This is a genomic window from Cyanobium sp. BA20m-14, from assembly GCF_024346295.1.
The window spans coordinates 1-12,615 of the sequence record NZ_JAGQCR010000075.1; the positions used below are offsets into that span (position 1 = coordinate 1).

Below are 12,615 nucleotides of genomic sequence, written 5' to 3' on the forward strand. Positions count from 1 at the left end.
TGACGAACCAGATGCTCAGGGCCGCCAGCACGAACCAATGGCTGTAGAGAATCACCAGGGAGGCCACCAGCATGGCCAGGGCTAGCACTAGCAGCGCTGGGGAGGGCACTCCGGCCCGGCTCGAAGCCCAGGCGATCAGGCCCAGAGCGGCCCCAATCGCCGGCAGCCCCCAGGGTGAAACGGTGCGGGTTGAAAGCCAGAACTGGCTGTCGATTGGCTTGAGCAACACGTAGTCGAGGGTGCCGGTCTGCACGTGGTTGACGATCCGGCTCAGGTTGGGCTGCAGCAAGCAGGTGGTGATCCCATCCAGCAGGGTGTAGAGCCCCAGCACCACCAGGGCCCCATTCCAGCTCCAGCCCCCCAGGCTGGAGCCCCCTGCGAAGAGCAGCTGCAGCACAAAAAGGCTGCCGGCGAGGTTGCCGAACACCGACACCAGCTCAATGACGGCGTTGAGGGGGTACTCCAGCTCGGCGGCCAGGGACGTGCTCCAAAAGCTGCGCAAGCTGCTTCCGTAGTGGCGCCAGCTGGCCATGGCTCAGGCCCCCATCGCGGAATAGCGGCGCAGGCCGGCTAGCCACAGCCAGCGGCCAATCGGCAGCAGCAGCAGGCACCAGGCAGCGATGGCTGCGAAGCCCAGGGTTGCATTCACCTCCTCGCCGGCCAGCAGTCGGGCCGGAAAATCCACCATCCAGGGAAAAGGGGTGGCCATCGCCAGGCGGCGAACAGCCGGGGGGACGGTCTCAAGCGGCGCCACCAGGCCAGATAGGAACAGATAGGGAATCAGCAGCAGCCGATCCAGCGCAGCCGCTCGCTCACTCCAGAAACAGAGGGTTGTGACAACCACCTGGAGCAGGAAACGGAGCAGGAAGGCTGCCTGGATCGCCACCAGGCCCAGTAGTAGGGAGCGCGCCGATGGCAGCCAGAGCAGCCCCGGCGCCACCAGGGCCAGGGCCAAAAGCATGACCGCCACGATTGGCACCCGGGAGGCCTGCTCACTGAAGTGGGCCGCCAGATACCTCCAGAGGGGAGCCAGCGGCTGCAACAAAAAGGGAGAGAGCCGCCCCTGCAGCGCATCCTCCTCAAACACGTGGATCAGCCACACCACGGTGAACTGGCGCACCAAAAAGGCCGAGAGGAAGTAGCGGCTGATTTGCTGGGGTGATAGCCCTGCTCCAGCGCCGGCCCCGGAGCCACTCCACACGCCGAGCATGATCAGGGGCAGCACACCGGAGAGGGCCCACAGCACGATCTCGGCCCGGTACTCGAGCATCAGGGCGTACTGGCTGACCAGCAACGCCCGCGCCACACGCCAGCCGTGGCGGACCCTCACGGCGAATCTCCCCTGGCCGCTGCTTCTCTGCTGCGAAACAGGACGCCGATCAAATCCTCGATTGGTGGATCCCCCACCTCCAGATCCAACACCGAAAAGCGCTCGAGCAGGGCCGCAACCCGCTCGGTGAGCTGGTCGCGCGGCACCAGCAGCCGCAGCAGATGGCCGTGGTGCTCCTCGATCTGGCCAAAGCCGGCAAAAGCCTCGCTCGGGTGGAGATCGGCGAGCTCCAAGCGCACCTGGCGGCAGGGGGCAAGCCGCTGGGTCAGCAGGGCCAAGGAACCGTCGTGAAAAAGCTGGCCCTCGTGGATCAGCAACACCCGCGGACAGAGGGCAGTGATGTCGCCCATGTCATGGCTGGTGAGCAGGACGGTCGCGCCGGTCTGGCGGTTGTAGTCGGCAAGAAAATCCCTTACCCGGACACGGGCATTCACATCCAGCCCCAGGGTGGGTTCATCGAGAAACAGCACGGAGGGGCTGTGCAGCAGGGCCGCCAGCAACTCGGCCTTCATACGCTGGCCGAGGGAGAGCTTGCGCACCGGCCGTTGCAGCTCTGGCCCCAGCTCCAGCATTTCGGCGAGCTCCCGGATGCGCCTAGCCGCTGCGATGGGCTCCAGCCCGTACACCGCCGCATTCACCTGGAGGGAATCCAGGGCTGGCAGATCCCAGATCAGCTGCTGGCGGTTGCCCATCACCAGGGTGATCTGACGCAGGAAGCGGGCCTGACGCCGCCAGGGCTGGTGACCCGCCACCTGGAGCTCGCCGCCACTGGGGTGGATCAGGCCGGTGAGCATCTTCAAGGTGGTGGTCTTGCCGGCCCCATTCGGGCCGAGGAAGCCCACAAATTCGCCGGGCTCGATGCTGAAACTGATCCGGTCGACGGCCACCACATCCCTGTGCACCCGGCGCAGCAGGTGGCGCAGACTGCCTGCCAAACCAGGCTGCTTCTCGCTGATTCGGTAGCTCTTGCTGAGATTTCTGGCCTGAATGATCGTCATGTCCCAGCTGCCACAGTCAGCCAAACCCGGGCCGCGGTTCTAGCGGCTGGGTACCAGCATGGTCGGACGTTGAGGGAGTGGCGATGACCCTGGTGGCAGTGACAGGTGCCTCCGGCAAAACCGGTTGGCGGGTTGTGGATCAAGCCCTGCATCGCGGCCTGGCGGTGCGGGCGATCCTGCGACCTGGCTCGGTGCTGCCGCCGGCCCTGGCCGAAGCGGAGCAACAGGGGCGGCTCGAAGTGCGACGCCTCGATTTCAGTGCGACCGAAACTTTGCAAAGCGCCCTGAGGGGCTGCGATTCCCTGGTGATCGCCACCGGCGCGCGGCCATCGGTGAACCTGGCCGGCCCCCTGCAGGTGGATGCGATCGGCGTGCGCGACCAAATCCAGGCCTGCCAGGCGGTGGGCTTGAAGCGGGTGGTGCTGGTGAGCTCCCTCTGCGCTGGTCGCTGGTTGCATCCGCTCAACCTGTTCGGCTTGATTCTGGTGTGGAAGCGGCTGGGCGAACACTGGCTGGAGCAGAGCGGGCTCGACTGGACGGTGATCCGCCCCGGCGGCCTCAGTGAGGACGACAGCCGCGCCGCATCGGAGGGGGTGGTGTACTCCGGAGCCGACCAGCAGGAGAGCAGCAGCCTGCCCCGCCTGCTGGTGGCCCGGGCCTGCCTGGATGTTCTCGAGACGCCGGCGTCGATCGGCAAGATTATCGAGATCACCAGCAGCGCAAACCAGGAGCCCCAGCCGCTGGCCGGCTGGTTGGCCCACTCCTGAGTCCCCTGGGGGATGGCCAAGCTGCCGCCTAGGGCTGGGGCATGGGGTTTGGCCCGCCAGCTGGTTCCCTGAGAAACCTCGGGACTGCCGGGCTTCGCCCCCGGCCGTAGGCCAGCCAGCGGAAATCCCCCAGGGCGGTTGGATCCACCAGGCGCAGCAGTGCCTCACGTCGTGCCAACACGGTGGCGAGCTCAGCTGGGGGCTGCTGCTGCAGGCCGTGCAGACGCTCGGCCAAGCCCAGGGCCAGCAGGGCCTGGCCCTGGCGGCACTGGCCCAAGGCCTGCCAGCCGCTGGAGTCAGCAGCGGCATCGACGCTCTCAATACATAGGTGGGCGGTGAGATCCCAGGCGCCTGGCTCCAGCAGCGGATCACCGCTGGCCTGCTGGCCCCGGTAAGCCATCAAGGTGCCGCAAGAGCGCTGGGGCGCGTAGTAGCGCCAGGCCTCCAAGGCGTAGTCGATCACCAGCAGCTGGCCCTCGGCCACGGCTGCGGCGCACTCGCCAAGCCAGGGGGCCAGGCCAGGATGCAGCTCGCTGCACCAGCCGGGCGGGCGCTGGGGCGAGGGTGGCAGGAGTCCGATGGGCTCGAGTTGGGCGGCCGCTGCCGGCTCCAGGGGCGCGCCGGGCTCCAGCCGCAGCGAGAGCTCCGCCCCAGGGCTCTCGTGCAGCGCCACCATTTGCTGCCGCCAGAGCGCCCCGTCCCACTCGATCCGCTCCACCGCCAGGGCATCGAGCACCTCATGGGCGAGCACTACACCGCGCAGCGGTGAGGCCGCCAGCTCCGCGAAGCTGGCCCAGCGACAGGGCAGGGGGCAGTCCTGCAGCAGGGCTCGCTGACGGGCCGCCATGCCCTCGTTGGGCTCCACCAGCACAAGCTCCAGGCGCTGGGCCAGCTGGGGCCAATCCGCCACCAGTTCCTCGGCCAGCTGCAGGGCCAAGCTGCCTTCGCCGGGGCCTGCCTCAACCAGTGCGAGGGGCCCGGGAACGGCCGCCAGGGCAGTGAGCCAGTCGGCGATCTGGGGGGCCAGCAGGGCGGCGAAGACGGGCCCCAGGGAGGGGGCGGTGGCGAAATCCCCTGCCGGACCGATACCCAGCCGGCCTGAGCCGTAGGCGCCGTGCGCTGGATCGTGCAACACCCACTCCATATAGGTGCGAAAGGGCACCGCCCCGCCGGCTGCCTGCAGGCGCTCTAAAAGCCAGGCGGGCAAAGCACCGCTAGGGGGCAGGGTCACGCTTAGACGGTTGTTCAGGGAGAATGCATCTTCCCTGAGGCCAGTGGATGGGTCGCGTTCTGACTGCCATGACAACGGTCTTGGCGACCTTGTTGCTGGTGTTGACCTGCTGGCTGGGCGTGGGCATCGCTCCGGCCCACGCCTACGACAACCCCGACCTGCTGCCCGACCACCCCACGCCGGTGATCGATCTGGCCAAGGCCCTCACCGATGCTCAGCGCATCAGCCTGGAAGAAAATCTCACCCGCTTCGAGGCCGATACGGGCTGGAAACTGCGGGTGCTCACCCAGTACGACCGCACCCCCGGCCAGGCGGTGAAGGACTTCTGGAACCTGGACGAACGCAGCCTGCTGCTGGTGGCCGATGAGCGCGGCGGCAACCTGCTCAATTTCAACGTAGGCGATGCCCTGTTTGCCCTGATGCCCCGCACCTACTGGGTGGAGCTGCAGACCCGCTTCGGGAACCAGTACTACGTGCGCGACAACGGCCAGGACGCCGCCATTGTCGATGCCCTTGCAGCGGTGGAAATTTGCTTGGAGCGGGGTGGCTGCCAAGTGGTGCCAGGCCTGCCCCAGGAGCAATGGCTGCTCACCCTTTCCACCTCCGTTCTGGGCGGCCTAGTGGCCGGCTTCGCCGCCTACCCCCGCAAGGAGGGGCGCAGGGTGGAGTGGGCTTGGGTGTTGCTGCTCTCTCCCCTTTGGCTGATCCTGTTTGGCGCCCTCGGCCTGGGGCCGATTGTTACCCGCACCAGCGACCTGCTGCCGGTTGCCCGCAACAGCTTGGCCTTTCTGGGTGCAGCCCTAGGGGCTTACCTGATAGCGGGGGCAACTGTCGGCAAACCCCGCGCCCAGGATTCAGATTGAGTTCCCGCTCGCCCGGGGGCCCAGGCCCTTGAGGGCTTCCAGCTTGCAACGCAGGGAATCGGCCGGCATACAGGCAGGCTTGGCTGAGGCTAGGTTGGCTGAGGCTTGGTCGGCACTGAGTTGGCCGCGAAGCTGCGACAGGTTGTCCTCATAGAACCGCCTGAGGTCGTGATAGCGCTTCACCGGCTGGCCGTAGTAGCTGCGGCCGGCCAAGGTGGGAAAACTGGCCCATTCCGGTGCCAACTTGGCCGCCAGCAGGGGCGTGAACAATCCCTGATCGGCCAGGGCTAGGGCACCACGACGTTGGATCAGGAAGAGGGCTCCCTGGTCCTGCACATGGGGGCCGAACTGGGCCACCCCAAGGGAACGGGTGACGAGATCCCAGGTGAATGGCATGAACTGGTAGGCCCCTGCTGCGGCGCTTGCGTAGCGGGCGGTGCGCACGACCCGGTCGGGGTGACGGTCCAGCGATGGCATCAGGCCACCGCCAAACATGATGCGATAACCGACGTCTTCCCCACCAGCCCAGGTGCCCTCGGCAAAACGGATCGTGTTAAGCAGGGCCCGGCGCTCAGGCGTGATCGCGAAGATGCGCGGCGAAGGGGGCGGCAGGGGTATAGATGCTGAGACAGTTGCCGCGAAGGGCCGGGGGGCTTCAAGAGGTTGGGCCTCAGGAGTGTGAGCTTCTGGAGAGTGAGCCTCAACCTGCTGGGCCCGGGCCGATGGGGCACTCAGTAGGGGGGCGCCAGCTACAAAGCTGGTGATGGCAAGCAGGGAAAAGAATCGGGAGTTGATGCTGGGCAAGGTCATACCGGAGCGAATCAAACGGCAAAACCGCCTGCAGGCGGCCGATCTGAAAAAGTGAAGAAAATATTTGTCGGCCCAATTTGACTACAAATCCCCCGAACCACGATGGTGTTAGTGCCAATCTCAGAAGTGTCCATTGGTATGAACAATCACTCTTGACGGTTCAGATCAGTGTGGACCACCCGATTTGCAGCCACATATTCAATTGCTTCGGCGGCGGCCATGCAGCCATCAACTGGCAGTGGCGGATCACTGGGGGGGGTGAGGGGTTGATCCAGGCGCCAATCCCCCGCCAGGGCCTGGGCCCTGCTGAGCAGGTAATGCCAGCCGTGGCGCACAAGGGCCGCTTCCAGCACCGGAGCCTCGGCAAAGCCCTCGCGATGCACCAGGTGGATTCCGACCCCCATGGTCAGGGCCTCACAAAAGGAGCTGTAGCCAGGTTTGGTGACCATGCGCCCGCACAGTGGGAGCACCTCCAAAGGGCGCACCCCCGCAGGCAGGAGCCGGGCATTGGCAGCAACGGCCAGCTGGGGATCGGCGCAGATGAATACGTGATTCGGCCAGCGCGCCAAAACCCCAGGATCCAGGCTGAGACCCAACCCACCAAAGCCAACCAGCACGCAGTGTTCCCGGTCGGCCGGCAACTTGAGTTGGTCGGCAAGCTTGGTGGCATCGAGGCGAGGGCTGCCTGGGGTCAGGCCCAGCCGCAGCTCGGGCAGACCCCAGTCCATCGGCATGGCCAAAGGACAGTGCAGCAGGAAATCGCCCTGGCGGTAGGCGTCGTGGCACTGGCGGGCCCAGGGGAGAAATTCCGGTCCCATCGCTGCGTAGATCGCATCCCAGCCAAAGTTGGCCAGCCACACCAAGGGACAATTAAGCCGCTTAGCCAGTTCAGCGGCTGCTGGCGGCACATCGGCCAGCACCAGCAGCGGGCACCCCTGCTCAGCCAGCCAGGCCTGCTCTCCAGCCCACAGGCCAGGCAGGCACGCCTCCAGCGCCACCAGGGCCGCGAGGGTGGCATCGGCATCAGCGCCTAGGGCATCTGCCTGTAGGACCCCCACATCCCAGCGGCAGGGGCGATACTCAAAAGAGATTGGCCCCAGGGCAAGGCGTAGAAAGGCTTCTGGCAGGGTGGTGGAGAGCACCAGACGCCACGTGGGATTGCGCTGATGGAGGGCCGTCAGCACGGCGGCGGTTCGGGAGCCATGGCCGAAGCCATGGGCACTGACGCAGGCGTAGATCAGCAAGGTGCCAGGTGGGTAGCGGGGCTGGGGGCAGCCCAGAGCCGCTCTTCATAGAGGAGTTCGGCTCCGAGCCCATACCAGCGATGGCTGGCACTGACCAGTTCCATACCCGCCAGCTCCACCCAGCTGAAGTGACGCAGGGCCTGGCCCGCCCCATCGGTGCCATGGCGGGGCACGCAGGCGGTATTGAGGTAGGCGGTTCCCGCCCGATCACGGCAAAAGCTCTGGCGCTCCCCCTGGCCGCGGCGCAGGGCGTGGTGCATGTGGCCAAACACCACCAGGGGCACAGGGCGCTGGCGGCGGATCTGCTGGATTGCCAGGGCCAGGTCGAGGTCACCCCAGTCACAGGCGGGGGGCTTCCAGTCGCGGCCGCAGGGGGAGCCGGAGTCGCTGCCGAGCCCGGAGGGACCACTGTGAGCCACCAGCACCAGGGGCCAGTGGGCTGGGGCGGCAGCGGCGGCGACAGTGATCCGATCAGCCGACTCCTGCAGGCTCACCGGTCCGAAGGCTGCCTGGGCCGCCCGGGACAGGTGGAAACCGCCACCGGCGGTGCCGGGCCGGCCACCCACTACGGCAAGTTCGGGCTGGTCGAGGCGACGCAGGGCCCAACCGCAGTGCAATTCCCCCAGCAGGTCAATCTGGCGTTGAAGGGTGCGGCCGGAGTCGTCCTTGCCGGCGTCGTGGTTACCCAAAACGCAGGCCACGGGCAGGGGCAACTGGCGCAAGAGGGCTGGGATGCGCTGCTGGCCGTCGCTGAGGTCACCCACCACGAGCAGGGCATCGGGCTTCAGCAGCTCCAGCAAAGCATGGTCGCTGTGGTCCCAGGCCCCATGCAGGTCACCGGCAATGGCGATGCGGAGCGTTTTCACCCCGCCGGTTACCGCCATCTCCGCTGCCTAGGCTGGTGCCATCCTGCATCAGCTGGGGGCCTCCTATTGGTATTTGCTTCCCAAACCAGATCAAGCGCCGACCTGGTGAGGACGATCACCGAGCTGAAGCGCCAGCGCAACGCCGTGATCCTGGCCCACTATTACCAGGAAGACGCCATCCAGGACATCGCCGACTTCATCGGCGACTCCCTTGAGTTGGCCCGCAAGGCCGCTGCCACCTCCGCAGATGTGATCGTGTTCTGCGGGGTGCATTTCATGGCTGAAACGGCCAAGATCCTCAATCCGGCTAAAAGGGTGCTGCTGCCGGATCTTGAGGCGGGCTGCTCGTTAGCTGACGCCTGCCCCGCCGATGCGTTTGCCAGCTTCCGTGCCGAGCACCCGGAGCACATCGTGGTGAGCTACATCAATTGCTCAGCGGCGGTGAAGGCCCAGAGCGACCTGATCTGCACCAGCAGCAACGCCGTAGACCTGGTGCGGCAGCTGCCGGAAGACCGCCCGATCCTGTTTGCCCCCGATCAAAACCTGGGTCGCTGGGTCCAGGCCCAGAGCGGCAGGGAGCTCACCCTCTGGCCCGGCAGCTGCCAGGTGCATGTGGCCTTCAGTGAGCAGGCCCTGTTGCAGCTCAAGCTGGAACAGCCAAGGGCCGAAGTGCTGGCCCACCCCGAATGTCAGCAGCACCTGCTCGATTTGGCCGACTTCATCGGCTCAACTAGCGGCCTGCTACGCCGCGCCGAGGCGAGCACCGCGCAGAGTTTCATCGTGCTCACCGAGCCGGGCATCCTGCACCAGATGCGGCTAAAGGTGCCCAACAAGGAGTTTTTTGAGGTGCCCGGCGCCGACGGCTGCAGCTGCAACGCCTGTCCCTACATGCGGCTGAACACCCTTGAGAAGCTCTGGCAGTGCCTCGAACGAATGGAGCCCGAAATCAACATGGATGAGGAGCTGCGGCTCAAGGCCCTGGCACCGATTGAGCGGATGCTGGCGATGAGCCGCTGAGCAGCAGGTCTGCCAGCTCAAGTTCCACCACGCAGGTGGAGCTGTCTGCTGCTCCGGCGTAGATCAGCAGGGAGCCCTCCTGCTGAATGATGCCGGTGGGGAACACCACATTGGGCACAAAACCCTCGCATTCGTAAGCGAGCTCGGGCGCAAGAATCTGCTCCCCTGAGCTGAGTATCTGCCAGGGCTGGTCGAGATCCAGCAGTAACTTGCCAGCCCCATAGCTGCCGATGCCAGCTTCCCCTTCCCCCCTGTCGTTGCCGTGATACACAACTAACCAACCCCCATCCGTGCGGATCGGCGGTGTGCCGGCGCCGATTCGGCCCCGGTCCCAGCTGGCAGTGGAGCCCAGCAGGGGCTGGTGCTTGCCCCAATGCAGCAGGTCTGGGGATGAGGCCAGCCAGATCTCCGGCCGGCAGAAATCATGGGCAGTGGTGGGTCGGTGCAGGGCGAAATAGCTGCCACCGATACGCTCAGGGAATAGCACCACATCCTTATTTTCCGGGCAAAAGATCAGCCCATGGAATTGAAAGGAGCAGAAATCCAGGGTGGAGGCCAAAGCTGTAGCCGCTCCGTGGGGGGATACGGCCACATAGGTGATGTAACAACGGCCATCGATTGGGGTGATCCTGGGATCTTCGATGCCATACATCTCACAGCCGAGGGTGGGCCTGAGGATGGTCTGGTGGCTGGGATCGAGCTGGCGAGGGTCGGTGCTTCTAACCACCCTTAGATGGGAGGTGGAGGTGAGCCGCAGCAGGCCCGTTTTCCTGATCTTCACCACCCGGGCATCAATAACAATCAGCTCCTGCTCTGGCAGCCAGTCGATAACGATGGTCCCGGCCGCCAGGTTCCAGCGGGGACGTCCGACAAGACCCGGCCGGATCTGGTGTGGGGCCTCGGCCACCCTGATCAGCAGCACGACACCATCGGCGGTGGCGACTGCTCCTGGATTGAAGGCGCCAACGACGACCATATCCGGCTGGGATGGAGTGAGCTGGGCCGGTGTCAGCAGGCAGCTGCTGAACAGGCGGGGGATCACTTGTTGGTCTCAGCCAGCTCGGTAGCTGCGCATGCCATGGCCAGGGAGTTGCGCCCGTTTTCCTCAGTGATCAGGCGCTGATGGGAACGGTCTGCAATCCAGGCGACCTGGTCGGCGAACAGGGCCCTTAGCAGTTCGCAGTAACGGCGCATCTTTTCCACGTCCAAGCCGTCATGGAGATCGATCTTCTGGTAATTGTCAAATTCTTTGTGGCGTCCGCGGGCCAGCCGCTTGACGCCGGAGTAAGCCTCGAGAACATCGAGCCTGGCCCCAGGGAAAAACTGCATCAATCTGCGCGACTGCTCCTCATTCACCACCGCCCGCAGCCGCAGCCGGGTGGGAACCCATTCCTCCAGGGTCAGCTCACCACGCTCAAACAGGAGCCTGAATTCCTGACGCTCCAGCCGGGCCGGCTGGGTGAAGCCGTGATAGAAATTAATTAGGGCCCCATTGCCATACCGCACCACGCACTGCACCTGCTCTTCGAGGCCGGAGCCGGGCCGCAGGCTGCGCTGGGAAGAGACAACCTGCCCCCTGCCCAGCCAACCTTCAAATAGGTCAAAGAAGTGCACCCCATGTTCTATGAAGATCCCGCCGCTTTTGGCCCGATCCCAAAACCAGTGGTCAGCTGAAAGCCCCTCATCGCCAGCGGCATTGTCAAACCATCCATGCAGGCACTCACCGATCACATTTGAGTTGATCAGTTGCCGTACCGCTTCAAACAGCGGGTTATAGCGCTGCATTAAATTGGCAACGCAGAGCAGATCGCGGGCACGGGCCAACTGGAGCAACTCATCGGCCTGGGCCAGGCTCAGCGCCAGCGGCTTTTCGCAGATCACATGCTTACCCGCCTCAAGGGCGGCTCGCACCTGGGCGAAATGGAGGAAGGGAGGCGTGGCGATGTAAACAAGATCAACCTGATCAAGTTGAATCAGGTTCTCCACCTCCATATTTTCGGACAGACCGAAGCGGCGGGCAACCGCTAGGGCCGCCTCGCGGTGGGTGCCAGCCATGGCTACAAGCTCAGCCCCCTCAACCTGAAGAAACTGCTGGAGGGCAAATAGGCCAAAGCCCCCTGTTCCGATAGCACCAATGCGGATTCTATTCATGGCTTGGGGATGGAATGGCGAGCGAGTTCGAGTAGTCGCATCTCCTGCAGAGCAAGGAGGAAAGCCAGGGTTGATTCAGCGCCCTGGTTCATATTGACGCTGTCGTCTTGAAGACCGTCAAAACAGCCACCGGTTCGGGCGTCATAGAGAGGCAGGTGCAGGTCGTTATCCCCGAGGAACCAGGCGAAGGCTCGCCAGGCCTCGCCGAGCCAAAATCCATCCCCCGTAGCTGACCAGGCCTCGACGCAGGCCGATACCGAGGCGCACGCCTCCAGCGGTTGCTGGTCAAAAGTGGCGCGATGCTGGCCGCGACGGTAGAACCCGTTTGAGCCAATTGGCCTGAAGTGGCCTGCTTCGGCAGTTTGCTCCGCCATCAACCAGCGCAAGCTGCGCAGGCCCACATCCAGGGCATCGCTTCGATTCGACCAGCGGCCGCTGAGGATCAGGGCGTGGGGCAGGGAAGCATTGTCGTAACTGAGCACATTCTCGAACCAGGGCCATTCATCGCTACTGGTTTGATGGAAGGCCGCCAGCAACTGTTCGGTGAGGATATCGCGCATCAAATCGACGGTTCGATCGCCACTGAGTTTGCGCAAGTACTCATGGATAGCCTTGAGTCCGAGGGCCCAGGCCCGAGGGCTTGTTGTCTTGGTGACCGAAGGCAAGGCCAGTTGGAACAGATCCACTGCCCAGTGGCGCAGGTCGTCGCGGCGGGAGCGACCTACGCAGGCGGCCAGGGCCAGCAGGGTGCGCCCCAAGCAATCATCGGAGCCATCGTCATCGAGCCAGGTGCGCTCGAAGCTCATGAAATTATGAAAACGGCATGTTTCTGGGATATACGCATAGTTAATAAACGATGCATAATAGGTGGCCAGCGACTGAACCTCTGGGGTAACGTCACCCGACTCTTCCAGCATTACCAGCAGCTGCAAAGCACGCACATTGTCATCGGTGCAATATCCTTCCTTGAAGTTGGGAAGGGTATATTTGGCGTGCTGATAGATACCTGTGGAATCTGATATCCGTTTCAGATGCTCGAGCCTTAGGGCCGGGAGCTCCCGCGGTTCCTGTTCCAAAGGTTTGAGGGGGGAGTGGATCACCACTCCATTGCCGCGCTCCAAACGGGCACGCTCAAAGGAGCTGGCATAGAGAGCCGCCACCTGGCTCCAGATCATGCCCCTACCAAGGAGGTAGGCCTGCTTGCGCATGGCATGACGGCGCACATCGTCAGTCAACAAACCAATCAATGCGGCGCCAATTGCCCCACTGTCTCGAAAAGGAACCAGCACACCGCGGCCATCAGCAAGCAGTTCCTCCGCATGCCAGTAGGGTGTGGAA

The 12,615-nt window shown here is 64.5% G+C and carries 13 protein-coding genes; 3 read left to right on the plus strand and 10 right to left on the minus strand.

Features of this window, described 5'->3' with window-relative positions; genetic code table 11:
- The 3 genes from KBZ07_RS08735 to KBZ07_RS08745 form a co-directional block, all read right to left on the minus strand.
- A partial coding sequence (locus KBZ07_RS08735; protein ID WP_254931245.1) for an ABC transporter permease occupies positions 1–532 on the minus strand: 532 nt, incomplete at its 3' end.
- A gap of 3 nt (positions 533–535) precedes the next feature.
- A complete protein-coding gene (locus KBZ07_RS08740; protein ID WP_254931255.1) occupies positions 536–1,270 on the minus strand; it encodes an ABC-2 family transporter protein in 735 nt (244 codons plus the stop codon).
- A gap of 56 nt (positions 1,271–1,326) precedes the next feature.
- Entirely contained in the window at positions 1,327–2,328 is a 1,002-nt protein-coding gene (locus KBZ07_RS08745; protein ID WP_254931256.1) for an ATP-binding cassette domain-containing protein, read from the minus strand.
- Between the two features lie 83 nt (positions 2,329–2,411).
- Between KBZ07_RS08745 and KBZ07_RS08750 the strand changes: the two genes are divergently transcribed.
- A complete protein-coding gene (locus KBZ07_RS08750) occupies positions 2,412–3,095 on the plus strand; it encodes an SDR family oxidoreductase (protein WP_254931246.1) in 684 nt (227 codons plus the stop codon).
- 28 nt (positions 3,096–3,123) lie between these two features.
- Here the strand turns inward: KBZ07_RS08750 and KBZ07_RS08755 are convergent, their stop codons facing one another.
- The gene (locus KBZ07_RS08755) at positions 3,124–4,320 is read right to left on the minus strand and encodes a class I SAM-dependent methyltransferase (RefSeq protein WP_254931257.1); all 1,197 of its coding nucleotides are present in this window, start codon (positions 4,318–4,320) and stop codon (positions 3,124–3,126) included.
- Between the two features lie 74 nt (positions 4,321–4,394).
- Between KBZ07_RS08755 and KBZ07_RS08760 the strand changes: the two genes are divergently transcribed.
- On the plus strand, positions 4,395–5,189 hold the full coding sequence (locus tag KBZ07_RS08760; protein ID WP_254931247.1) for a TPM domain-containing protein: 795 nt from the start codon (positions 4,395–4,397) through the stop codon (positions 5,187–5,189).
- Here KBZ07_RS08760 and KBZ07_RS08765 read toward each other — a convergent pair.
- The 3 genes from KBZ07_RS08765 to KBZ07_RS08775 form a co-directional block, all read right to left on the minus strand.
- Positions 5,181–5,999, minus strand: a complete 819-nt coding sequence (locus KBZ07_RS08765) for a glycoside hydrolase family 104 protein (protein WP_254931248.1) — start codon at positions 5,997–5,999, stop codon at positions 5,181–5,183. The two genes, KBZ07_RS08760 and KBZ07_RS08765, sit on opposite strands and share 9 nt — an antisense overlap.
- Before the next feature lie 146 nt (positions 6,000–6,145).
- Positions 6,146–7,243 carry a hypothetical protein gene (locus KBZ07_RS08770; protein WP_254931249.1) on the minus strand — a complete coding sequence of 366 codons (1,098 nt, stop codon included), beginning with the start codon at positions 7,241–7,243 and terminating at the stop codon, positions 6,146–6,148.
- Positions 7,237–8,127 carry a TIGR04168 family protein gene (locus tag KBZ07_RS08775; RefSeq protein ID WP_254931250.1) on the minus strand — a complete coding sequence of 297 codons (891 nt, stop codon included), beginning with the start codon at positions 8,125–8,127 and terminating at the stop codon, positions 7,237–7,239. The genes KBZ07_RS08770 and KBZ07_RS08775 overlap by 7 nt, the downstream gene beginning before the upstream one ends.
- A 48-nt stretch (positions 8,128–8,175) precedes the next feature.
- Here KBZ07_RS08775 and nadA point away from each other — a divergent pair, with 48 nt between their 5' ends.
- A complete protein-coding gene (gene nadA / locus KBZ07_RS08780; RefSeq protein WP_396123983.1) occupies positions 8,176–9,126 on the plus strand; it encodes a quinolinate synthase NadA in 951 nt (316 codons plus the stop codon).
- Here nadA and KBZ07_RS08785 read toward each other — a convergent pair.
- From KBZ07_RS08785 to KBZ07_RS08795, 3 genes are all read right to left on the minus strand, one after another.
- Positions 9,080–10,168, minus strand: a complete 1,089-nt coding sequence (locus KBZ07_RS08785) for a glycoside hydrolase family 130 protein (protein WP_254931252.1) — start codon at positions 10,166–10,168, stop codon at positions 9,080–9,082. The genes nadA and KBZ07_RS08785 overlap by 47 nt on opposite strands.
- Positions 10,165–11,277 carry a Gfo/Idh/MocA family protein gene (locus KBZ07_RS08790; RefSeq protein WP_254931253.1) on the minus strand — a complete coding sequence of 371 codons (1,113 nt, stop codon included), beginning with the start codon at positions 11,275–11,277 and terminating at the stop codon, positions 10,165–10,167. The genes KBZ07_RS08785 and KBZ07_RS08790 overlap by 4 nt, the downstream gene beginning before the upstream one ends.
- On the minus strand, positions 11,274–12,615 hold a 1,342-nt coding region (locus KBZ07_RS08795; protein WP_254931254.1), incomplete at its 5' end, for a hypothetical protein. The genes KBZ07_RS08790 and KBZ07_RS08795, both read right to left, overlap by 4 nt.

Excerpts from the sequence above, each read along its gene's own strand:
- KBZ07_RS08790 (WP_254931253.1), bottom strand. The coding sequence starts at position 11,277 with ATGAATAGAATCCGCATTGGTGCTATCGGAACAGGGGGCTTTGGCCTA.
- KBZ07_RS08745 (WP_254931256.1), bottom strand. The coding sequence starts at position 2,328 with ATGACGATCATTCAGGCCAGAAATCTCAGCAAGAGCTACCGAATCAGC.
- KBZ07_RS08760 (WP_254931247.1), top strand. The coding sequence starts at position 4,395 with ATGACAACGGTCTTGGCGACCTTGTTGCTGGTGTTGACCTGCTGGCTG.
- KBZ07_RS08750 (WP_254931246.1), top strand. The coding sequence starts at position 2,412 with ATGACCCTGGTGGCAGTGACAGGTGCCTCCGGCAAAACCGGTTGGCGG.
- KBZ07_RS08765 (WP_254931248.1), bottom strand. The coding sequence starts at position 5,999 with ATGACCTTGCCCAGCATCAACTCCCGATTCTTTTCCCTGCTTGCCATC.
- KBZ07_RS08775 (WP_254931250.1), bottom strand. The coding sequence starts at position 8,127 with ATGGCGGTAACCGGCGGGGTGAAAACGCTCCGCATCGCCATTGCCGGT.
- KBZ07_RS08740 (WP_254931255.1), bottom strand. The coding sequence starts at position 1,270 with ATGCTCGAGTACCGGGCCGAGATCGTGCTGTGGGCCCTCTCCGGTGTG.